Source organism: Modicisalibacter luteus DSM 23508, assembly GCF_000378505.1.
GTDB lineage: Bacteria > Pseudomonadota > Gammaproteobacteria > Pseudomonadales > Halomonadaceae > Modicisalibacter > Modicisalibacter luteus.
This window is the reverse complement of sequence record NZ_KB900004.1, coordinates 1-20,781: the sequence shown is the minus strand read 5'-3', so window position 1 is coordinate 20,781 and position 20,781 is coordinate 1. Positions and strand designations below refer to the sequence as shown.

At 61.3% G+C, this 20,781-nt stretch carries 19 protein-coding genes; 13 read left to right on the top strand and 6 right to left on the bottom strand.

What is annotated here, in order from left to right; genetic code table 11:
* Nucleotides 1-124 precede the first annotated feature (124 nt).
* The 4 genes from rpoS to lpxL all read left to right on the top strand — a co-directional run bounded on the left by rpoS (nt 125) and on the right by lpxL (nt 4,946).
* On the top strand, nt 125-1,093 hold the full coding sequence (rpoS, locus tag F568_RS0118805) for an RNA polymerase sigma factor RpoS (protein ID WP_026300651.1): 969 nt from the start codon (nt 125-127) through the stop codon (nt 1,091-1,093).
* A 165-nt stretch (nt 1,094-1,258) separates the two neighbouring features.
* On the top strand, nt 1,259-2,722 hold the full coding sequence (locus F568_RS0118800) for a TolC family outer membrane protein (protein WP_019020315.1): 1,464 nt from the start codon (nt 1,259-1,261) through the stop codon (nt 2,720-2,722).
* Between the two features lie 140 nt (nt 2,723-2,862).
* Complete coding sequence (alr, locus tag F568_RS0118795) at nt 2,863-3,981, top strand: alanine racemase (RefSeq protein WP_019020314.1); 1,119 nt, start codon at nt 2,863-2,865, stop codon at nt 3,979-3,981.
* A gap of 59 nt (nt 3,982-4,040) precedes the next feature.
* A complete protein-coding gene (gene lpxL, locus F568_RS0118790) occupies nt 4,041-4,946 on the top strand; it encodes an LpxL/LpxP family Kdo(2)-lipid IV(A) lauroyl/palmitoleoyl acyltransferase (RefSeq protein ID WP_019020313.1) in 906 nt (301 codons plus the stop codon).
* 138 nt (nt 4,947-5,084) lie between these two features.
* Here lpxL and ettA read toward each other — a convergent pair whose 3' ends face one another.
* The 4 genes from ettA to F568_RS0118770 form a co-directional block, all read right to left on the bottom strand.
* Nucleotides 5,085-6,746, bottom strand: coding sequence for an energy-dependent translational throttle protein EttA (gene ettA, locus F568_RS0118785; RefSeq protein ID WP_019020312.1), 1,662 nt, complete (start codon nt 6,744-6,746; stop codon nt 5,085-5,087).
* Nucleotides 6,747-6,911: 165 nt separating this feature from the next.
* Nucleotides 6,912-7,124 (bottom strand): PA3496 family putative envelope integrity protein, encoded by a 213-nt coding sequence (locus tag F568_RS0118780; RefSeq protein ID WP_019020311.1) that lies wholly within the window; start codon nt 7,122-7,124, stop codon nt 6,912-6,914.
* A gap of 106 nt (nt 7,125-7,230) precedes the next feature.
* The gene (locus F568_RS0118775; protein ID WP_026300649.1) at nt 7,231-7,671 is read right to left on the bottom strand and encodes a PAS sensor domain-containing protein; all 441 of its coding nucleotides are present in this window, start codon (nt 7,669-7,671) and stop codon (nt 7,231-7,233) included.
* A 75-nt stretch (nt 7,672-7,746) separates the two neighbouring features.
* The gene (locus F568_RS0118770) at nt 7,747-9,060 is read right to left on the bottom strand and encodes an MFS transporter (protein ID WP_019020309.1); all 1,314 of its coding nucleotides are present in this window, start codon (nt 9,058-9,060) and stop codon (nt 7,747-7,749) included.
* 82 nt (nt 9,061-9,142) lie between these two features.
* Between F568_RS0118770 and F568_RS0118765 the strand changes: the two genes are divergently transcribed.
* The gene (locus F568_RS0118765; protein WP_026300648.1) at nt 9,143-9,412 is read left to right on the top strand and encodes an Rdx family protein; all 270 of its coding nucleotides are present in this window, start codon (nt 9,143-9,145) and stop codon (nt 9,410-9,412) included.
* A gap of 32 nt (nt 9,413-9,444) precedes the next feature.
* Here F568_RS0118765 and F568_RS0118760 read toward each other — a convergent pair whose 3' ends face one another.
* Nucleotides 9,445-10,473: a zinc transporter ZntB gene (locus F568_RS0118760; protein WP_019020307.1), complete on the bottom strand. Its 1,029-nt coding sequence runs from the start codon at nt 10,471-10,473 to the stop codon at nt 9,445-9,447.
* 130 nt (nt 10,474-10,603) lie between these two features.
* Here F568_RS0118760 and F568_RS0118755 point away from each other — a divergent pair, with 130 nt between their 5' ends.
* Nucleotides 10,604-11,491: a DMT family transporter gene (locus tag F568_RS0118755; RefSeq protein ID WP_019020306.1), complete on the top strand. Its 888-nt coding sequence runs from the start codon at nt 10,604-10,606 to the stop codon at nt 11,489-11,491.
* On the opposite strand, the gene F568_RS0118750 is transcribed toward F568_RS0118755, so the two are convergent.
* Nucleotides 11,488-12,165, bottom strand: coding sequence for an arylesterase (locus tag F568_RS0118750; protein ID WP_019020305.1), 678 nt, complete (start codon nt 12,163-12,165; stop codon nt 11,488-11,490). The two genes, F568_RS0118755 and F568_RS0118750, sit on opposite strands and share 4 nt — an antisense overlap.
* Between F568_RS0118750 and F568_RS0118745 the strand changes: the two genes are divergently transcribed.
* The 7 genes from F568_RS0118745 to F568_RS0118715 all read left to right on the top strand — a co-directional run.
* Nucleotides 12,164-12,880, top strand: coding sequence for an ABC transporter ATP-binding protein (locus F568_RS0118745; protein ID WP_019020304.1), 717 nt, complete (start codon nt 12,164-12,166; stop codon nt 12,878-12,880). The genes F568_RS0118750 and F568_RS0118745 overlap by 2 nt on opposite strands.
* A complete protein-coding gene (locus F568_RS0118740) occupies nt 12,877-15,435 on the top strand; it encodes an ABC transporter permease (RefSeq protein ID WP_019020303.1) in 2,559 nt (852 codons plus the stop codon). Before F568_RS0118745 ends, F568_RS0118740 begins: the two co-directional genes overlap by 4 nt.
* A gap of 122 nt (nt 15,436-15,557) precedes the next feature.
* Nucleotides 15,558-16,823, top strand: coding sequence for a serine hydroxymethyltransferase (gene glyA / locus F568_RS0118735; protein WP_019020302.1), 1,266 nt, complete (start codon nt 15,558-15,560; stop codon nt 16,821-16,823).
* A 185-nt stretch (nt 16,824-17,008) separates the two neighbouring features.
* A complete protein-coding gene (locus tag F568_RS0118730; RefSeq protein WP_019020301.1) occupies nt 17,009-17,782 on the top strand; it encodes a FadR/GntR family transcriptional regulator in 774 nt (257 codons plus the stop codon).
* A gap of 10 nt (nt 17,783-17,792) precedes the next feature.
* The gene (locus tag F568_RS0118725; protein WP_019020300.1) at nt 17,793-18,857 is read left to right on the top strand and encodes a TRAP transporter substrate-binding protein; all 1,065 of its coding nucleotides are present in this window, start codon (nt 17,793-17,795) and stop codon (nt 18,855-18,857) included.
* A 111-nt stretch (nt 18,858-18,968) separates the two neighbouring features.
* The gene (locus F568_RS0118720) at nt 18,969-19,598 is read left to right on the top strand and encodes a TRAP transporter small permease subunit (RefSeq protein WP_026300646.1); all 630 of its coding nucleotides are present in this window, start codon (nt 18,969-18,971) and stop codon (nt 19,596-19,598) included.
* The coding region (locus F568_RS0118715; protein WP_019020298.1) for a TRAP transporter large permease at nt 19,598-20,781 on the top strand (1,184 nt) is incomplete at its 3' end. The genes F568_RS0118720 and F568_RS0118715, both read left to right, overlap by 1 nt.

The following is a 20,781-nucleotide window of genomic DNA, read 5'->3' as shown; positions in this document are numbered from 1 at the left end:
GGGTCAGTAATCGCAGGGAAAGGACGGCCACCGGCCTGCCGGTGGTCGCCCCAGACAGGGCATAACAACAATATGAGCCGGTCAACGACTGCATCTTACGAGTAGCAGACAACGGGGTAGCGAAATGAGCATGCTTGAACGGGACCTTCAGGATGTGGATCTCAATGAAGTCGAAGACGTTGTCGACGACGAAGCGGATGGCAAGGAGGCTGAAGAGGCATTTGAAAAGGCGCTGAGCCGAGAAGAGAACAACTACCACCAGAGTCTGGATGCCACCCAGATCTATCTCAATGAGATCGGCTTCTCACCGCTGCTGACCCCAGAAGAGGAAGTACATTACGGGCGCCTGGCCCAGAAGGGCGACCCCGCCGGACGCCAGCGGATGATCGAATCCAACCTGCGTCTGGTGGTGAAGATTGCACGCCGTTATCTGAACCGGGGGCTTTCGCTTCTCGATCTGATCGAAGAGGGCAACCTGGGCTTGATCCGGGCCGTAGAAAAGTTCGACCCGGAGCGAGGGTTTCGCTTTTCAACCTACGCCACATGGTGGATTCGTCAGACTATCGAACGAGCACTGATGAATCAGACCCGAACCATTCGCCTGCCGATCCACGTGGTCAAGGAACTCAATATCTATCTTCGTGCAGCGCGTGAGCTGACCCAGAGATTGGATCACGAAGCGACTGCCGAGGAGATCGCCGAGTTTCTCGACAAGCCGGTGAGTACCGTCAAGAAGATGATGGGGCTCAACGAGCGCATCTCGTCGGTGGATTATCCGCTGGGTGGCGAGAGCGACAAGCCATTGATCGAGACGCTGGCTGACGAGAACGAGAGTGGGCCGGAGTCGTCACTGGTTGATGTCGATGTCAAGCAACATGTCGATGAGTGGCTTGCCGAGTTGACCGATAAGCAGATGGAAGTGGTGATCCGGCGCTTCGGTTTGCGTGGTCACGAGGCGGCAACGCTGGAGGAAGTTGGCGAGGAAATCGGATTGACCCGTGAGAGGGTACGCCAGATTCAAGTCGAAGCCTTGAAGAAACTCCGCCGTGTACTTGAAAAGCAGGGGCTCTCCCTGGATGCCATTTTCGAGTGAGGGTGTTCTGAAAGGAGTCTCTCGGTGCAGACGCGAGCCTACGGGCTCGCGTTTGTCGTTATGACTTGCACGATCCGTGCACGACATTTGCTAGATTGATTGGCAAGCTAACATGCGTCATTGTATGTATGATATTGCGCAAGTCTCATGAAAGGAAAAACGTCGATGTCGTCCCAAGGGCTCTTTCAGCGCACCCGCAGTGAAATGCACCCGCTGCGCCGCACGTGGCTTTCCCTGCTAGTCGCAGCCGCACTCGCGCCCCAGGCGCAGGCTGCCGACCTGCTGACCATTACCCGCGATGCGTTGGAAAATAACGCTGCGCTGGCCTCGTCCCGTTCGATCTACGACAGTGTCGAGGCGACCCGGGACATCCAGCGTGCCGACCTGCTGCCACAGGTCAGTGCTTCTGCGGGCATCGCCCGTAACGATACTTTCGAAAGCCAGCAGCAGGCGGGGAACACCGCGGGATCGAGTGACGATGGCTATAATGGCGCCAACGTCAGCATCGAGGCGACCCAGGCGATTTTCGACGCAACCAACTGGTACCAGTACAGGCAGACCACCGATCAGATCGATCAGCAAGCCTTGGTACTCGAAGGCGACCGGCAGCAATTGATCTACAACGTGACCGAGGCCTATTTCGAGATCCTGCGTGCCCGTGATGTGCTCGAAGCACGCATCGCCCAGGAGCGGGCTATCGAGCGCCAGCTCGAGCAGGCGCGCGAGCAGTTCGAAGTGGGGCTGATCGCGATCACCGACGTCCACGAGGCCCAAGCGTCGTTTGACCAGGCCCGCGCGCAGCGAATCGCTGCGAAAAGCGATCTGCAGATCAGCTTCGAAGCTCTGGAGCAATTGACCGGCAAGGACTACGAAACCATCAATGGCCTGACCGAGGAGCTCCCCGTCGAGTCGCCGAAACCGAGTTCGCGCGATGCCTGGGTGGCGCTGGCGTTGGAAAACTATCCGGCACTGCTCGCCAGTCAGGAGGCCGTCGAAATTTCCCGTAGTGACGTCGACATTGCCCAGGCTGGTTACTTGCCGACGCTCGATGCCTATGCCCAGTACAACTTTTCCGATACCGATCAGGACAACGTGACGGGGCATAACTCGGGGAGCGAAGTCGGCCTGTCCGCTACTTTGCCGATCTTTACCGGTGGGCGAACCAGTGCCCAGGTCAATCAGGCGACCTACCTGCTCGAGTCCGCACAGTACGATTTCGAATCCGAACGTCGTTCAACGGTGCAGCAGGTGCGTTCGCTGTTCACCCAGGTCGTCAATGATGTACAGACCGTGGAAGCGCAGCGTCAGGCCATCATTTCCAGTCGTAGCGCCCTGGAAGCGACGCGCTCCGGTTATGAGGTGGGCACACGTAACATTGTCGATGTGCTTAGCGCCGAGCAGGATCTCTACGATGCGCTGGCCAACTATGCCGAGGCACGCTACGCCTATGTGATCGACATGATAGCGTTGCGTCAGCAGGCTGGTGTGCTTGATACGAGTAACGTGCGTGCGCTCAACGACTGGCTACGGGAAGATGACGCGGTGCGCCTCGAGTTGCAGGAAGGAGAGCAGGCGAGTGGCATGAGTATTGACCTAGACATCGGTGCGCCACCCAGGCCGCCTCAGTAATAATTTTGATGCGATTGTTCTATAAAGCGGTGGAATATTGGTTGTTAAGACTGATATTCCGCCGCTTTTTAGTGAGCTACGAGATGAAAAATGCTCGGTTTTAGCAAATAATTGTGGCTTTCATCGGAGAGGTCTGTGCTATGGGACGCCCGCTGGTTGCTGATATCGATCTCGATGCCTTGCGACACAACTATCGCTTGGCCCGTGACTTGGCACCATCCAGCCAGGCGCTAGCGGTCATCAAGGCCGATGCCTACGGACACGGTGCCGTCGCCTGCGCACATGCGTTAAACGATCTGGCGCCGGCTTTTGCCGTGGCCTGCATCGAAGAGGCCGAATCGCTGCGTCGTGGCGGTATCGACAAGCCCATAGTGCTGCTGGAAGGCATTTTTTCCCGCGATGAACTGCCTCGAGTCGAGGAGTTGGGTCTTTGGTTGTCGGTGCATAGCGAGTGGCAGGTGGAGGCCCTGTTGGCCTTCCGGCCTCGCGCGCCGATTCCCACTTGGATCAAGGTCGATTCCGGCATGCACCGGCTCGGGTTTGCGCCAGAGCATCTGCCCTCGGTCTGGCACCGCCTACAGGACGCACCGGACCGCGTGAGCGGCCTTCATCTGATGAGTCACTTCGCAACGGCCGATCTCCTTGACGACGATTATTTCCAGCACCAATTGGCACGGATCAACGAACTGGCTACCTCTCTCGATGCTCCGACCTGCCTGGCCAATTCTCCAGCCACCCTGGCCTGGCCGCGGGCCCATGGTGCCTGGAATCGCCCCGGAGTGATGCTCTATGGCAGCAACCCGCTGGAGGGGGGCAACGATGCCAGCCGCAAGTTGAAACCGGTCATGACCCTGCGTTCCGAGATCATCGCCATACGTGACATCGAGGCGGGAGAACCGGTGGGATACGGCGGTCGTTGGAAGGCGCCACGGCGGTCACGTATCGGTGTGGTTGCCGCCGGGTACGGTGACGGCTACGATCGGCATGCCATCGACGGCACCCCAGTGCTGGTCGAGGGACAGCGAACATGCCTAGTGGGCAAGGTCTCGATGGACATGCTCACGGTAGATCTCACCGACCTGCCACAGGCCGGTATCGGCAGCCGGGTCGTGCTTTGGGGACAGGACCGCGATGGGGAGATCCTGTCGATCGACGAGGTCGCCAGCTACTGCGACACCATCAGCTACACCCTGCTCACCGGCATCCTGCCGCGGGTCCCGCGCCACTATCATGGGGGCGTTCAGGCTGACGAGGCCTGACGGTATCTTCCCGGGCGGCTACAATGACGCCCGGTACTTAATTGACCCAAGGATACGGTTTGTCCAAGACATCTTCCTTCCTGCATCCGCGTTACTGGCCGACCTGGGGCTCGATCGGGCTGATGCGCCTGAGTGCCTGGCTGCCCTGGCGAATGAAGCTCGCTGTGGGCAAGGCGATCGGGCTGCTGGCCTGGCGCTTTGCCAAGCGTCGTCGCCATATCACCGAGACCAACCTGCGCCTGGCCTTTCCGGAGCTTGACGAGTCGCAACTGGGCCGGCTAGTGCGAGACACCTTCGTCGCCAACGGCATTGGAATCGTCGAGACGGCCACCGGCTGGTGCCGTGATCCCGAGCATTTGCGGCACCGGGTGACATTCAAGGGCGAAGAGCATATGCACCGGGCCATGGCGCAGGGGAAGGGGGCGCTGATCATCGGCATCCATTTCTCGACGCTGGATCTCGGTGGAGCGCTACACTCCCTGTTCTTTCCCGCTGATGTCGTTTACCGTCCGCATGACAATGCTCTGTTTGAGCGCTTCATGACCCGGGCGCGATCGCACATCTTCGGCAAGGCCATAGACCGCTACGATCTGCGGGGTGTGGTACGGCGCATCAAGGCGGGGCATGCCGTGTGGTACTCGCCGGACCAGGATTTCGGCCGTGAGGCCAGCGTGTTCGCGCCGTTCTTCGGTGTCGAGGCCGCAACCGTCAAGCTGACAGCAAAGATCGCCCGCATGACCGGTGCACCAGTCATGCCATTGATCTTTCATCGTAACCCTGACAACCGTAGCTATACGCTGGAATACCTGCCTGCCCTCGAAAACTTTCCTACCGGGGACGAGGTCGCTGACGCGACGCGAGTCAATGCCGTGATAGAAGCGGCGATACGACGTCATCCTGAGCAATATTTGTGGCTTCACCGTCGCTTCAAGACACGGCCGCGAGGTGAGCCGGGTTTTTATTGATAGCAGGATAAGAGGGTAGCCGTAACGCTTCGAGAAGAGATGCGTACGGATATGGGCACCTTCCTCGCAACAGCGCTGAAACGACGACGCCCTGCCTCGATACGAGGCAGGGCGTCGGTCAGAACCAAGGGAGGTGCGTCAGGCGTCGATGCGCTTGTACTTCATCCGCTTGGGTGTGTCGTTTCCGACTCGCTTGCGATGATCCGCTTCGTAGTCGCTGTAGTTGCCTTCGAAGAACACCACCTGGGACTCACCCTCATAGGCGAGAATGTGGGTGGCGATACGGTCCAGGAACCAGCGATCGTGGGAGATCACCATCGCGCAGCCGGGGAAGGCCAGTAGCGCTTCTTCCAGGGCGCGCAGGGTCTCGATATCGAGATCGTTGGAGGGCTCGTCAAGCAGCAGTACGTTGGCGCCCTGCTTGAGTGTCTGTGCCAGCTGCAGGCGACCGCGCTCACCACCGGACAGATCCGACAGGCGCTTTTGCTGATCGTTGCCCTTGAAATTGAAGCGACCGACGTAGGCGCGCGAGGACACCTCGTAGCCGTTGATGTTGAGGATGTCCTGACCGCCGGAGACCGCCTCCCACACTGTCTGCTTGTTGTCGAGGTTGTCACGCAACTGCTCGACGTAGGCGATGTCGACGGTCTCGCCGATGATCACCTCGCCCTCGTCGGGCTGCTCGTTGCCAGTAATCATGCGGAACAGCGACGACTTGCCGGCGCCGTTGCCACCGACGATACCAACGATGGCGCCCTTGGGAATCTGGAACGACAGGTCCTCGAACAGCAGCTTGTCACCGAAGCGCTTGGAGACGTTATGTAGTTCGATCACCTTGTCACCCAGGCGTGGGCCGGGCGGAATGTAGATCTCATTAGTCTCGTTGCGCTTCTGGTACTCGCCGGACTGCATCTCTTCGAAACGGTTGAGACGCGCCTTGCTCTTGGCTTGGCGGCCCTTGGGATTCTGGCGTACCCACTCCAGCTCTTCCTTGATGGCCTTTTGGCGCGATGCCTCCTGCTTGGCCTCCTGCTGAAGGCGCTTTTCCTTGGTTTCAAGCCAATTGGAGTAGTTGCCCTCGAAGGGAATGCCGTGGCCGCGGTCCAGCTCGAGAATCCAGCCGGCGACATTGTCCAGGAAGTAGCGATCGTGCGTGATCGCCACTACGGTACCCGCGTAATCGTGGAGGAAGCGTTCCAGCCAGGCCACCGACTCAGCGTCAAGGTGGTTGGTGGGCTCGTCAAGCAGCAGCATGTCCGGGTTGGAGAGCAGCAGGCGACATAGCGCCACACGCCGACGCTCGCCGCCGGAGAGCACACCGACATTGGCATCCCAGGGCGGCAGGCGCAGGGCCTCGGCGGCGACCTCGAGCTTGCGTTCCAGGTTATGCGCGTCGGCAGCCTCGATCAGATTCTCCAGGCGGGCCTGCTCGGCGGCCAGGGCGTCGAAATCGGCATCGGGTTCGGCGTAGGCGGCATAGACCTCGTCCAGCTTGGCCTGGGCTGCCTTGATTTCGCCCACTGACTCCTCGACAGTCTCGCGTACGGTCTTGCTGTCGTCGAGTTCAGGTTCCTGGGGTAGGTAGCCGATGTTCAGCCCGGGCATCGGACGGGCTTCACCGTTGTACTCGGTATCCACGCCAGCCATGATGCGTAGCAGGGTCGACTTGCCGGCCCCGTTCAGACCGAGCACGCCAATCTTGGCACCCGGGAAGAAGGACAGTGAAATGTCCTTGAGAATCTCGCGTTTGGGGGGCACGACCTTGCCCACCCGGTTCATGGTGAAGACGTATTGCGCCATGGAAATCCGGTCTGGTTTGAAGTGAAGAATGGCCAGATGATAGTGGTCGCTCGGACGAAACGCCAGTCGACACCCGGATGAACGTAAACGGACGCCGAAGCGTCCGTTGTCTTTGAAGGGAATGTTAAATGCCGGGAAGCGACCTTATAGATAAACGAAACGGGATTATTCGTCTTCCTCGTCGCTGAAATCGTTAAGCCAATCATCCTCGATGGCCCGCTTCAGCCGGCGTTCTTCCAGCAGGGCCTCGACTTGACGACGAGCCCGCAGGGTATCGGTGCGATTGCTGCGTGAACGGGAGAATTGCGCGTCATTGACTGCGTCGAAGAAATCCTGTTCATCGGTAAGCTGTTCTTCAACAAGTGTTTCACGGCTCATGCTAGACCCTCCACAGACGCTGCATAGCGAGCCGGCATCCCATCGATGCCTTTGTCCGCTATATAACGTTAGTTAGAGTCAATGACAAGATCCGTGAGAGTTTTTTTCATCCCTCGATACCCTCCGGTTTGCTTCGCAGGGTTTCCAGTTCCTGTATCGCCTCCATATAGGCCGAAACATCCTTCTGCACACCGATGTAATACGTCAGTTGGTCCTGCTCGTTGAATACCGGCGTGATGGAGAGTTCGTTCCAGAACAGGCTGCCGTCCTTGCGATAATTGCGGATAACTTCACGGCAGGGGTGACCTTCGGTGATGGCGCGGCGAATGTTGGCCAATGCCGCTTGGTCGCGATCATCGTTCTGCAGGAAGCGGCAGTCGCGGTAGAGAATGTCGTCGGCTGAATAACCGGTCAGACGCTCGAACCCCTGATTGACGTAAATGAGGATGGTGTCGTTGCCTTCCTGCTCGGCCACGGTGATGCCATCCTCCGAGGAGTTAACGATCCGTTCCAGCAGTTCTGCGTTGATCATCGGAGGGTTTCTCATGCGCCTGGCGGTCCTGTGAGTTCGGTCAACTTTCATCATGGCCAGCCGCGCTGGGCTTTTCAATTGCAGGGGGTGTCATTCCACCTCGGGCAGCCGGTGCGCCGTGATCGATGCCGCCAAAGCGAGCAGTGCCAGGGCCAGCAGTAGGATGTCACTGCCCAGCCATTGTGCAAGCAGGCCGATGATAACGCCCGCTACCAAAAGCAGGGCCCCGGTCAATGTGTTGGACAGCGCGACGTACAAGGCGCGGTTATTGCTACTGGCCAGGTCGACGACATAAGTCTTGCGGCCCAGGCGTACACCAGCGTGGGCGATGACCAAAAGGCCGTAAACAAACGCAAACGGCCAGATCGAGGCCGTCCAGTTTCCCGGTGCCCAGGCAATCGTTGCCGCAGCCAGGCAGCACACCGCTGCGATGGCACCGGCATCGCGCATGACCTGGCGACTCGAGGCATCGGCACGTTTGCCCCACAACGGACTAGCGAGCATGCTGGCAAGACCCGAGATAACGATGAGGATACCCAGTCCACCGAGGTCTTCGCCACTATGCTGCTGGCCGAGCAAGGCGATGTAGGGCAGCGCCAAAGCACTGGAAAGCAGCAGGGTCCGGGCGACATTGAACTGCAGGAAGGCGCGATCCTCGTGCAGTAGGGCAATGCCGCGCTTGATGCTCTGCCAGGCATTTTCGCCGCCTTGCGTTGCACCGCGTTCCTCCCGAATCAGAGCCACGCATAAGGCACAGGCTATCCACCCCAGCGCAGCGACAGTGAGCAGGACGGCAAGGGCGCGCGTACTGGCGTGGTCTTCGAGCAGAATCAGGACCGCTCCAGCAGATAGTGTGACGGCACCCGCAACGCTGCCGCTCCAGCCCTGTAGAGTGCCGCGACGTCCCTTGGCAATGGTCTTGCCCATGACATCCTTGGTGGCAACGGAAGACAGGCCGCGTGACAGTGACAGGAGGATCAACAATCCCAGGACCAGGGTTCCGCCCCAGGCACCACCGACAAACAGAGCAGTCAGGGCGAGCAGGGCGGCGCAGACCGCCTGCACTACACCGCCGGCCACCCACAGCCACTTGCGTTGCGGCATGCCGCGGATGACGCCGGCGACAAAGATCTGGGGCAGGAGTGAGCCGGCCTCGCGAATCGGCACCAGCAAGCCGACCATCCACACTGGCGCACCGATCGCCCCGAGCAGCCAAGGTAGGATCAGGCGCGCACTGGATAACTCATCAGCCAGCTTGTTGCCCAGCGAAGCTAACAACTGGCGCACGAAATTCCCCGGTTGCTCGCGACAGGCGTCGTCGGAAATGTCCTGACACAGGCGGCTGTCTTCATCGCCGGTCAGTTTCTCGAACAGTCTCGACTGGCTGATGCCGGTCTCGGCCATGCATGACCTCCTTGCTGTCATTTCGCCGGGTTCATGGCGAATTGTTATGATGGCCATCGAGACCGCAGCGGAGACAAAGACGATGGCACGGGTTCGCATCCATTATTGCACGCAGTGCCAGTGGCTACTGCGTGCGGGCTGGTATGCCCAGGAACTGCTCTCCACCTTCGGCGAGGATCTCGAGCAGGTCGCTCTGGCACCCAGCCACGGCGGCCACTTCGAGGTGTTTTTCGACGACGAGGTGATCTGGGAGCGCAAGCGTGACGGCGGTTTTCCAGACGTCAAGGAGCTCAAGCGCCGGGTTCGCGACCGGTTGGACCCGGAGCGGGACTTGGGCCATATCGATCGCTAGCGCTGGCTAAAAAGGTTGCGCTCGGCCATGCCTTACCACCAGCGCTTGCGCTTGAGCAGCCCCAGCACCAGCACACCGACGAGCATGGTAATGCCAAAGAAAATGACGAAGCCATACGGGCTTTCGGCACCGGGAATACCCCCGACGTTGATGCCAAGCAGGCCAGTCAAAAAGCTCAGCGGCAGGAACACGGTAGTGACGATGGCGAGCATGTACATACGCTGGTTGAGCTGTTCGTTGTGCTCGCTCCATAGCTGTTCCTGCAGAATCAGCGCGCGTTCCTGCATGGCGTTGAAGTCCTCGACGTAGCGCGAGAGCTGGTTGGCGCTTTCACGTATCGACACCTTGGTTTCCTCGTCCAGCCACATCGGTCCTTGGGCAAGTTGCGCCAGACAGTCGCGCTGTGGCCCCATGAAGCGGCGTAAGGTGATCAACGGACGGCGCAGGCGCGTCAGGTCATCGGCATCGAAGTTGCCATCGTCGGCGAGCTGAGCGTCTTCCAGTTCGGCCATTCGCTCCTCGAGCTGATGGGTGACGTCGCCGACCTGATCGACCAGCGTCTCCACCATCCAGGCCAACAAGTCGGGCACCGATAGCGCCCCCTGGCCGCTGTCGATGCGCTCACGCACCACGCTGACGGCATGCAGTGAGCGCCGGCGCAGGGTGATAAGGCGCTTGGGAGTGACCCAGACGCGAAGCGAGATCAAGTCTTCCGGAGCGGCGCCTGGGTTGAAGTTGATGCCGCGCAGCGTGGTGACCACGCCTCGTCCGAAACGTGCAACGCGTGGGCGGGTATCTTCCTCGATCAGCGCCTCGATGACCGCCTCGTCGAGCCCAGCTAACGAGTGCAGGTACTCCATGACGTCATCGTGGCGAAAATCCAGATGTAGCCACAGGGGTGCCTCGTCGTGATTCCAGGCCTGGTGCAGTTGGGCCGTATCGAGGGCCTGCCCTCCGCCCTTGCCATCCAGGCGGTAGGCAACCACGAAGGCCCCATTCTGGGCCTGTGCGGGAGGTGCGGTAGTGGGGGTAGCCGGCACGGTACTGGAAGGTGTCGCCATGACGAGATGAGCTCTTCATGAATAAGGGCGAAAACCAGGCGCGACAGGCTCGCCTGCCTCGCGCGGTACGGTTAGGCTACTCACCTTACCTAATGGAACGTGTTTTCGCGAAAGCCGAATGGGAGCAGGGATGACGCAGGATCAGCGGGCAATGCTGTACGGCGTGGGTGCCGTGGGATTGTGGTCGACAGTGGCTACGGCATTCAAGCTGGCACTGGAGAGCATGTCTCCAGTGGAGCTGATGTGGATTGCTGCCCTGGTTTCGTGGCTACTGATGGGCGGGCTGGTCTGGCGTCGCAAGCAGATGGGGATCGCCCTGCGTCGTGGCTGGCGCACGGCGCTATGGGCCGGGCTGATGAATCCGGTAACGTACTATCTGATGCTGTTTGCCGCCTATGATCGGTTACCGGGCCAGGAAGCCATGGCGCTCAACTATACCTGGGCGCTGGCGATGGCATTCCTGGCGGTGCCGGTCCTCGGTCAGCGGCTGACCCGCACCGACCTGCTAGCCGGGCTGATTGCCTATGCCGGGGTATGGACCATTGCCACTCGGGGCCAGGTGTTCAACGTGGCCTTCGCCGATCCATGGGGAGTGGGGGCCGCCTTGGCCTCGACGCTGCTGTGGGCGCTGTACTGGTTGCTCAACGCGCGCGATCATCGTGAACCATTGGTTGCCCAGTGGCAGAATTTCTCTGTGGGACTACCGGTACTGACGGCTATCGTGGCGCTTGGCCCGGGCTTCGACTGGTATGGTTGGAAAGGTGTCGGCGCCGGCATCTATGTCGGTCTGTTCGAAATGGGGGTCGCCTTCGTGCTGTGGCAAATGGCGGTGCATACTGTCTCGCGTACCGCCAAGATATCCAATCTGATCTTTCTGTCGCCGCCCATCTCGCTATTCCTGCTACATGTCATCATCGGCGAGCCGATCCTGACTTCGACGCTGATCGGTCTGGCACTTATCCTGGCTGGATTGGGGCTTCAGCAATTGCAGAAGGCGCCGGCGGCCGAAGCCACCTAACGATGTTCAGCGAGCTGCTGCTCTTTCAGTAGCGGTTCCAGAGTCGGCCAGACATTATCGAGAATCCTGGGCTGAGCCGCCGAGGTGGGGTGAATGCCGTCGTCCTGCATCAATGTCTTATCCAGGGCGATGCCCTCAAGCAGGAATGGCACCAGCGGAATGTCATACTTCTCGGCAAGACTTTGGTAAACACGCCGGAAGGCATCGGTATAGGCCTGTCCGTAGTTGGGCGGTACTTCGATGCCCAGCAGCAGGACTCGGGCCCCGGCGTCCTGGCTGGCCTCGATCATGCGTGCCAGATTGGCGCGCATCTGGCCTGGTGGCAAGCCGCGCAGGCCATCGTTGCCACCCAGCTCAAGCAGAACAATGTCGGGATCGTGCTGTCCCAATAGCTCGGGCAGACGCGCCGCTCCACCGGATGTCGTTTCTCCGCTGATGCTGGCATTGATGACTTCGACATCGTTACCCAGGCGCTTGCTCAGCAGACTGACCCAGCCAGATTCACGTTCGATACCGTAGGCGGCGCTCAAGCTGTCGCCCATGATCATGATGGTCGTCGGGGCAGCCAGCGCCGCGCTCGCCCACAGCAGGGCGGTCGCCAGCGCCAGTTGCCAGAGTCGCTTTAATCGCATTGACCTACTGAACCCGATCACTACAGGGAAACCTTGCACCATGTCCGACTCCCATGCGCGTGAAAATACTCCCATTCTACATGCCCGTGGCCTGGGCAAGCAGGTCGATAGCGGCGAGCGCCGCCTCGATATCCTGACAGGCCTCGACCTGGATGTATTCCCTGGCGAGAGTGTAGCGATTCTGGGAAGCTCGGGAGCTGGCAAGTCGACATTGCTGGGGTTGCTGGCTGGCCTCGACACGCCGACCAGTGGCGAGCTCATGCTATTTGGCAAGTCGCTGTCATCGCTCGATGAGGATGGGCGTGCCCAGTTGCGGGCCGGACACGTCGGTTTCGTGTTTCAGAATTTCCAACTGCTGCCGACGCTGACGGCACTGGAAAACGTGTTGCTGCCACTCGAGCTGACGCCTGGTAAGGACCACCAGGCTCGCGGGCGTGACTGGCTGGAGCGGGTTGGCCTGGGTGAACGGCTCGGTCATCTGCCCAAGCAGCTATCCGGCGGTGAGCAACAGCGTGTCGCAGTGGCACGTGCTTTCGTTACCGAGCCGGCGTTGGTCTTTGCTGACGAGCCCACCGGCAACCTCGACCGGACCACGGGCCGCAAGGTCATTGACCTGCTTTTTGCGCTGAACCGGGAAGCGGGAACCACCCTGGTCCTGGTAACGCACGACCACCACCTGGCCCGCCGCTGTCAGCGCTGCCTGCAGCTCGATGGTGGCCGCCTCGTCGAACTCGACCGCGATGAGGTGGAAGCATGACAGGGCATGCGAGACGCGACGATATCTTCCGCCTGTCCCTGAAAGGGCTGCGCCGCGATCTACGTGCCAGCGACGTTCGCGCCCTGTTCGTCGCCCTGGCGCTGGCAGTGGCGGCCTCGACGATGATCGGATTCTTTCTCGATCGCCTCGACCGCGGTCTGACACGACAGGCCAGCCAGCTGATGGGCGGCGACATCAAGCTCGAGCAGGACGAGCCGTTCGATGCCGAGCTTCGACGCCAGCTCGAGCAGGCAGGGCTGACCCTGGCCGACCAGGTTGACCTGGTGTCGATGGCGAGTCATGGCGATGCCTTCCAGCTGGCCAGTCTCAAGGTGGTCGGCGATGCCTACCCGCTGTATGGGCAGGTACATGTCGACCAAGGGCAGGGTGTCGTCCAGGTCCCGAATGGCCCGGCCCGGGGGAAGGTGTGGATCGCACCCCGCTTGGCTCAGTTGCTGAATGTCAGCATCGGTCAAGAAATCCAGGTGGGGCAGGTGTCGCTTGCGGTGAGCGGTCTGATCGAGCGTGAACCCGACCAGTCTGCCGGGTTCGGCAGCTTCAATCCGCGCCTGATGATGCACGTCGACGACCTTGATGCGACCGACCTGATACGCCCCGGCTCACGGGTGGAGTTCGAGCTGCTGGCCAAGGGCTCGCCTGAGGCAGTGGAAAGCGTTCAAGGCCTGTTGTCGCGGCTGCAGGCCGAAGGCATCGAGGTCGAGGACGTGCGCGAGGACCGCCCGCAGCTGGGCAGTGCGCTCGAGCGTGCCGAAAAGTACCTCAGTCTGGCGGGGCTGGCCGCCGTGCTGTTGGCTGGTGTGGCGGTAGCCATGGCGACACGGCGCTATGTCGACCGACACTTGGATACCGCTGCACTGCTGCGCTGTTTCGGCGCCTCCCAGCGCCAACTGGCGCGTCTGTTCGCGCTGCAGCTGCTGTGGCTAGCGTTGGCTTCGGCGACGGTTGGCGCCTTGCTGGGATTGGCTGGACAGGCTGGTCTGCTGGCCTTATTGATGCAATTTCTGCCGATGGAATTGCCACCGCCGGGCTGGCTGCCGTTGCTGATGGGCGTGTTGACTGCTGTGGCGGTGCTGATCGGCTTTGCCGGTCCGACATTGCTGCGCCTCAAGCAGGTCAGCGCGCTCAAGGTCTTGCGGCGCGAGCTCGATCCGTTACCAGCCTCGGCGTGGCTGGTGATCGGCGTGGCCAGCCTGGTGTTCGGTGGGCTGCTGTGGCTTTATTCCGGCGATCTGCAGTTGTCTCTGGGCCTGCTGGCAGGCGGTCTGGTGGCACTTGTCGTGCTCTGGGGGCTGGGGTGGCTGCTGCTCGGTGGCGTGTTGCGCCTGGCCGGACGCTGGAGCAACGGGCAGGGCGGCGGCGCTCAGGCACTTCGCCTGGGGGCACGTCAGTTGGCGCGGCGGCGCCAGGCCAGCCTGGGTCAGTTGCTGGCCTTTGCCGTGACCTTTGCCGCCATGGCAATTATCACGCTGGTGCGTGGTGATCTGTTGACGACGTGGCAGGCCCAGCTGCCCCAAGACACGCCCAACTATTTCGCCATCAACATTCAGCCCGCTGAACGTGACGGCTTTATTGATATTCTCGATGATGCGGTGGACAGCCGGTCGGCACTCTATCCGATGGTGCGCGGACGCATCACGGCCATCAACGGACAGCCGCCGCGTGACGTGGTACCGGAAGAACACCGTGGCGACAACTCGCTGCGCCGCGAACTCAACCTGACCTGGCAGGAGGATATCCCCGAGGGCAACCGCATCGTGGCCGGCGAGTGGTTCGGCCCCGAGGCTGGCGTCGGTTACGCAGGCGGGGCGCAGACGGTACCCATCTCGATGGAGAGCGGCCTGGCCGGGCGCCTGGGTATGGGGCTGGGCGATACCCTGACCTTTGCCATCGGCAGCCAGAACGTCACCGGCGAAATCATGAGCCTGCGCGATCTCGACTGGGACAGCTTCAGACCCAACTTCTTCGTCGTCTTCCCGCCTGGTGTACTCGAGCGCTTCGGGCACAGTTACATCACCGCCTTCCACCTTGACCGGGAGAGCGGCGGGCAGGTGCTCGGCGAGTTGGTGTCGGCCTATCCCGGCGTGTCGTTGATCAACGTCGAGGCGATTCTCGGCCGGGTCCGTGAACTGCTCAGCCAGGTTACACGGGCCGTGGAGTTCGTGCTGGCCTTCGTGCTGCTGGCCGGGGTCAGTGTGCTCTATGCCGCGCTGACCGCCAGCCATTCGCTGCGTACCCACGAAAGCGGCCTGCTGCGGGTGTTTGGCGCCGGGGATCGCCTGATCTCGCGCGTTCAGGGCGTCGAGTTCGCACTGCTCGGCTTCACCAGTGGCTTGATGGGAGCCTTGCTTGCTGAGCTAGCCGCCGCCGGGGTCTATGTCGGCTGGCTCGACCTGGTGCCGCGCATCCACTGGATGATGTGGCTAGTGCTGCCGTTGGGCGGAGCCTTGCTCATTGGGGTGATCGGGCACGCGCTGTCACGCGGGGTACGTCGCCAGACCCCGATGGCCAGTCTGGGCTTGCTGGGTGAGGCTTGAGCTGTGCTAAAGCCAACGTGAGAAATTCTCGGCCAGGCATGACGCCCTTTCATGTGAAAGGGCGGGACCGCTGAGGTATCATTGCGAACTCAGATTTTCCCGTGATTCGAGGACTCTCGCCGATGTTCACCCGTGACATGCAGATCGCTGGATTCGATGACGCCCTGTGGAATGCCATGCAGCAGGAAGTGGCTCGCCAGGAAGCGCACATCGAGTTGATCGCTTCCGAGAACTATGCCAGCCCGCGTGTGATGCAGGCCCAGGGTACGCAGCTCACCAACAAGTACGCGGAAGGCTATCCCGGTAAGCGCTACTACGGCGGCTGCGAGCATGTCGACGTGGTCGAGGACCTGGCGATCCAGTACGCCAAGCAACTGTTCGATGCCACCTACGCCAACGTGCAGCCGCACTCCGGCTCGCAGGCCAACGGTGCGGTTTTCCAGGCGCTGGTCAAGCCGGGCGACACGGTGCTGGGCATGAGCCTGGACGCCGGCGGTCACCTGACTCACGGTGCCAAGCCCAACTTTTCGGGTAAGCACTACACGGCGGTGCAGTACGGCCTGGGCGAGGGCGGCCTGATCGATTATGACGAGGTGGCGCGTCTGGCACGCGAGCACCAGCCTAAGATGATCATTGCTGGCTTCTCGGCCTACTCGCAGATCATCGACTGGGCCAGGTTCCGCGAGATCGCCGATGAGGTGGGCGCCTATCTGCTGGTCGACATGGCACATATTGCCGGTCTGGTCGCGGCAGGGTGCTACCCGAGCCCGCTGCCCCATGCTCATGTAGTGACTACGACGACCCACAAGACCCTGCGCGGTCCGCGTGGCGGCCTGATCCTCTCCGCCGAGGGCGATGCAGACATCGAGAAGAAGCTGCAGTCTGCTGTGTTCCCGGGCGGGCAGGGCGGCCCGCTGATGCACGTCATTGCTGCCAAGGCAGTGTGCTTCAAGGAAGCCATGGAGCCTGAATTCAAGGCTTACCAGCAGCAGGTGGTCAAGAATGCCCAGGCCATGGCCAGAGTCTTCATCGAGCGCGGCTATGACGTGGTTTCCGGTGGCACTGAGGATCACCTGTTCCTGCTCTCGCTGATTAAGCAGGGCCTGACCGGCAAGGATGCGGATGCCGCCCTGGGTCGCGCCCATATTACCGTCAACAAGAACGCCGTACCTGGCGATCCGCAGAGTCCGTTCGTTACCTCTGGCCTGCGTATCGGCACCCCGGCGGTCACCACTCGCGGCTTCGGCGAAGCCGAGTGCGGCGATCTGGCCAGTTGGATCTGCGATATTCTCGATGCCATGGCCAAGGGCGACTCCAGCGCTGCCGAAGCCGAGGTCAAGAGCAAGGTCGAGGCCATCTGCGCGCGTTTCCCGGTGTATCGTGGCTGATTGACTTGGCCCCCGTCTGAACAAGACCGCTCCGGATGCCGGAGCGGTCTTTTCTTTTGCAACCAATCTATAAAACCTGCCTTTGACGCCTTTGACTAACGTCTAAAGGCAATCTTTGCGTACTTGTCCGATCCTATGTCGGACATACTAGGAGTTTCGTCCTACAAGGAGCGCGCCAAGTCGCCATGAGTCACGCCGCAACGACAGCGAGCCGCAACGCCCGGCCCGACATTGCCGAATACTTGGCTGAATCCATCTTCAGCGGTCGTTACGGGCCGGGTGATTTCGTCCCCAAGGAACTCGATCTCTGCGAACAGTTCGGTGTGAGTCGCAGCACGGTGCGTAGTGCCTTGCAGACTCTGGTGGCGGCGGGTCTGATCAAGCGTATCTCGGGCCAGGGAACCCGCGTTTGCGAGCTGGCCAACTGGCACCTGCTGGATCCTCAGGTCAGTGCCTGGATGGCCAAGTTCGCCCAGCCCAACCCGCGTATTCAACGTGAAATCTTCGCCTTTCGTGTCGCTGTCGAACCCTTCGTTGCCCGCTTGGCGGCGGAGCACGCCACGGCTGCAGACCTGCTGGCCATCGAGACGGCCTATGAAGGCATGATTCACGCTCTTGAGCGGGACGATCTACGCTGGAAGGGACAAACTCACGATGAATACGATGTCGCGTTCCATGAAGCCGTGTTTGCCGCGTCGCATAATCTGGTCTGGGCGCAGATCAGCCACGTGCTCAAGCCTGCGATCGCGCTGCTGGTCGAGAAATCCAACCACAGTGCGCACGAACTCAATGACAGTATGGAACGTCATCGCCGCGTGATGGAAGCTATCCGTCTGCGGCAACCCGAACAGGCCGCGGCAGCGGCGCTGGCGGTGCTCGAACGCACCGGACGGGATCTGGGTCTTGAAGACCTGATCCGTGCACTTCCCATCCTCGAAGACCAGACAACAATTGGCTAAGGAAACGCTCATGATGTCACGCACTCCGCTCAAGACGCTCACCGCTGCCGTACTCGGTGCCCTGGCTCTCAATGCTCAGGCAGCCGAATACGAGTGGACTTTCCAGACTTCGGAAACCTCCGGGGAACCGCAGTTCGAAATGAAGAAGGAATGGGCCGACAACGTCGAGCAGATGTCCGGCGGTCGCATCTCCATCGAAATCCTGCCGGTAGGCGCGGTGGTTCAGGCCAACCAGACCCTGCAGGCCGTCAAGTCCGGCATTCTTCAGGGCCACCTGACCGACCCCAGCTACTTCACCGGCCAGAACCCGGCGTTCGGCATGATCGGTAACCTGGTCGGTGCCTGGAGCGATCCGTACGATTTCCTCGACTACATGAACAATGCCGGGGGCGAAGAACTCTACAACAAGCTGGTCGAACCTTATGGCCTGCACCTGATCGGCGCCGCCGCGACCGGTCTGGAGTCGCTGCCGTCCACCAAGCCGGTTCGCTCCGTCGAGGACATGAAGGGCCTCAAGCTGCGTGCGCCGGAGGGCATGGTTTACAACATCTTCGAAAAGGCGGGTGCCACACCGGTCAACCTGCCGGGCTCCGAGGTCTACACCGGTCTCGAGAAGGGCGTGATCGACGCGGCCGATTACACCGTATTTGCCACCAACCAGGCCCAGGGGCTGCATGATTTCGCGCCGTATCCGCTGTATCCCGGCTTCCACTCGCTGCCGATGGTATCGGTATCGATCAACAACGAAATCTGGCAAGGCCTGCCGGAAGACCTGAAGGCGATCCTTTCCACGTCCGTCGACGCTCTGGCTTATGAAATGGTCGCCGAACTGAAGACGCGTGATATGGAAGCAGTGCGTGAAGCGCGTCAGAACCCGGATATCGAGATCATCGATCTGTCTGTCGAAGAGCGCGCCAAGTTCCGTAATATCGCCAAGGACGAGTGGGCGGTCTGGGCCGAGAAGAACGACATCACCAAGGAGTTCTACGAGTCCGTGGTCAAGTACCTGGAAAACCACAACCTGATGCAGAGCGAGCAGTCTTCCGGCGCTCAGTCCTCCGATCAGAAATCCTAAGGATTACTGACCGTCCGGTGGCGAGGTGGTTGAACGGCCTCGCCACCCATTGCCAGACCTCACCGGGAAGCCTTGATGGGCTTCCTGGTTTTTGATGTAGAGGATAAACCCATGTCCCGAGATCCCCGTCGTCGAGACGCGTCCCCCGTGACGCATGAGGACGAGATTGCCGGCCCGACGTCCGGCGAGACCACCACGGTCCCCGATCCCGTGCGCAGCACCTTCGACCGTGGCGTGGTGTGGTGCGCCCGCGGCGCCGCCTGGCTGGTCTTCGCCGCCATGGCGATCAGTGTCTTCGAGGTCATCATGCGCTACGGCTTCGGCTCGCCCACCTCGTGGGTCCACGAGAGCGTGGTCATGCTGGTCGCCGTCAGCTTCGCCCTCGGCGGCCCGGCGGCCCTGGCCAGCAACCGCCATATCCGCGTGCGCGTGCTCTACGACAGCGCCGGCCCGCGCCTCAAGCTGTGGCTCGACCGCTTCAACGACCTGGTCACCTTCGGCTTCTGCCTGGCGATGAGCTACGCCGCCTACGTGATGTTCTGGGACGCCTCGCACAATCCCCTGGGCGAGTGGTCGCTGGAGCGCTCCGGGACCTCCTGGAACCCGCCGTTTCCCGCCCTGGTCAAGGGCATCATCATGATCGCGCTGATCCTCATGTGCATTCAGTCGTTCATCCACCTGATCCAGTCGCTGCGCGGCAAGCCCGCCATCCCCCCGAGCGATAACGAGGGAGCCGTGTAATGGATATCGCCGACGGAACGATCCTGATGGTCGGGGCGATCTTCGCCCTGCTGATCACCGGCCTGCCGCTGGCCTTCATCACCGGCCTGGTGGCGCTGGCCTTTACCTTCGGCTGGTTCGGCACCAACGCCCTGCCGCTGGTCACCAGCCGCGTATATGGCTTCGTCACCGAGTATTCGCTGGTGGCGGTGCCGATGTTCGTGTTGATGGCCTCGCTGCTCGACCGCTCGGGCATCGCCAAGGACCTGTTCAACGCCATGCGCGTGTTCGCCGGCCGCCTGCCCGGCGGGGTCGCGGTGCAGACCGTGGTGGTGGCGTTCTTCCTCGCCGCACTGTCGGGCATCATCGGCGGCGAGATCGTGCTGCTGGGCATTCTGGCGCTGCCCCAGATGCTGCGCCTGGGCTACGACAAGCACCTGTCGATCGGCGTGGTGTGTGCCGGCGGCTCGCTGGGCACCATGATGCCGCCCTCGATCGTACTGATCATCTACGGCCTGATCGCCAGCGTGTCGATCGCCGACCTGTTTACCGCCGCGATCACCCCGGCGGTGATCCTGATGCTCTCCTACATCGGCTACGTGCTGGTGCGCTGCCTGAAGAACCCTGCCATGGGGCCGCCGCTGACCGATGAGGCGCGGGCCGAGACGTTTGCCACCAAGGGCCAGGCGCTCAAGGCGATCATCGTGCCGGCGCTGATCGCGGTGCTGGTGCTGGGCTCGATCTACGGCGGCGTGGCCTCGGTCACCGAGGCGGCGGCGATGGGCGTGTTCGGCGTGCTGATGGCGGTGGTGCTGCGGGGCGAGTTCTCGTTCAGGACCATGCACGAGAGCCTGGGCCAGACACTGATGACCTGCGGCATGATCATCTGGATCGGCATCGGCGCGGCGGCGCTGGTCGGGGTCTACAACCTGATGGGCGGCAACCGCTTCATCTCGGGCATGATCATGGGGCTCGACGTGGCGCCGATCGTGATCATCCTGGTGATGATGGCGATCCTGCTGGTGCTGGGCATGTTCCTCGACTGGATCGGGGTGGCGATGCTGACGCTGCCGATCTTCGTGCCGATCATCACCCAGTTGGGCTACAGCCCGATCTGGTTCGGCATCCTGTTCGCGGTGAACATGCAGGTGTCGTTCCTGTCGCCGCCGTTCGGCCCGGCCGCGTTCTACCTGAAGGGCGTGGC

Bases quoted from the DNA above. Each gene is read 5' to 3' on its own strand.
- F568_RS0118725 (WP_019020300.1), top strand. From the start codon at position 17,793: ATGATGTCACGCACTCCGCTCAAGACGCTCACCGCTGCCGTACTCGGT.
- F568_RS0118740 (WP_019020303.1), top strand. From the start codon at position 12,877: ATGACAGGGCATGCGAGACGCGACGATATCTTCCGCCTGTCCCTGAAA.
- F568_RS0118780 (WP_019020311.1), bottom strand. From the start codon at position 7,124: ATGAGCCGTGAAACACTTGTTGAAGAACAGCTTACCGATGAACAGGAT.
- alr (WP_019020314.1), top strand. From the start codon at position 2,863: ATGGGACGCCCGCTGGTTGCTGATATCGATCTCGATGCCTTGCGACAC.
- F568_RS0118745 (WP_019020304.1), top strand. From the start codon at position 12,164: ATGTCCGACTCCCATGCGCGTGAAAATACTCCCATTCTACATGCCCGT.
- F568_RS0118730 (WP_019020301.1), top strand. From the start codon at position 17,009: ATGAGTCACGCCGCAACGACAGCGAGCCGCAACGCCCGGCCCGACATT.
- F568_RS0118750 (WP_019020305.1), bottom strand. From the start codon at position 12,165: ATGGTGCAAGGTTTCCCTGTAGTGATCGGGTTCAGTAGGTCAATGCGA.
- F568_RS0118755 (WP_019020306.1), top strand. From the start codon at position 10,604: ATGACGCAGGATCAGCGGGCAATGCTGTACGGCGTGGGTGCCGTGGGA.
- F568_RS0118760 (WP_019020307.1), bottom strand. From the start codon at position 10,473: ATGGCGACACCTTCCAGTACCGTGCCGGCTACCCCCACTACCGCACCT.
- F568_RS0118720 (WP_026300646.1), top strand. From the start codon at position 18,969: ATGTCCCGAGATCCCCGTCGTCGAGACGCGTCCCCCGTGACGCATGAG.
- ettA (WP_019020312.1), bottom strand. From the start codon at position 6,746: ATGGCGCAATACGTCTTCACCATGAACCGGGTGGGCAAGGTCGTGCCC.
- F568_RS0118800 (WP_019020315.1), top strand. From the start codon at position 1,259: ATGTCGTCCCAAGGGCTCTTTCAGCGCACCCGCAGTGAAATGCACCCG.
- F568_RS0118775 (WP_026300649.1), bottom strand. From the start codon at position 7,671: ATGAGAAACCCTCCGATGATCAACGCAGAACTGCTGGAACGGATCGTT.
- rpoS (WP_026300651.1), top strand. From the start codon at position 125: ATGAGCATGCTTGAACGGGACCTTCAGGATGTGGATCTCAATGAAGTC.
- F568_RS0118765 (WP_026300648.1), top strand. From the start codon at position 9,143: ATGGCACGGGTTCGCATCCATTATTGCACGCAGTGCCAGTGGCTACTG.
- F568_RS0118770 (WP_019020309.1), bottom strand. From the start codon at position 9,060: ATGGCCGAGACCGGCATCAGCCAGTCGAGACTGTTCGAGAAACTGACC.
- glyA (WP_019020302.1), top strand. From the start codon at position 15,558: ATGTTCACCCGTGACATGCAGATCGCTGGATTCGATGACGCCCTGTGG.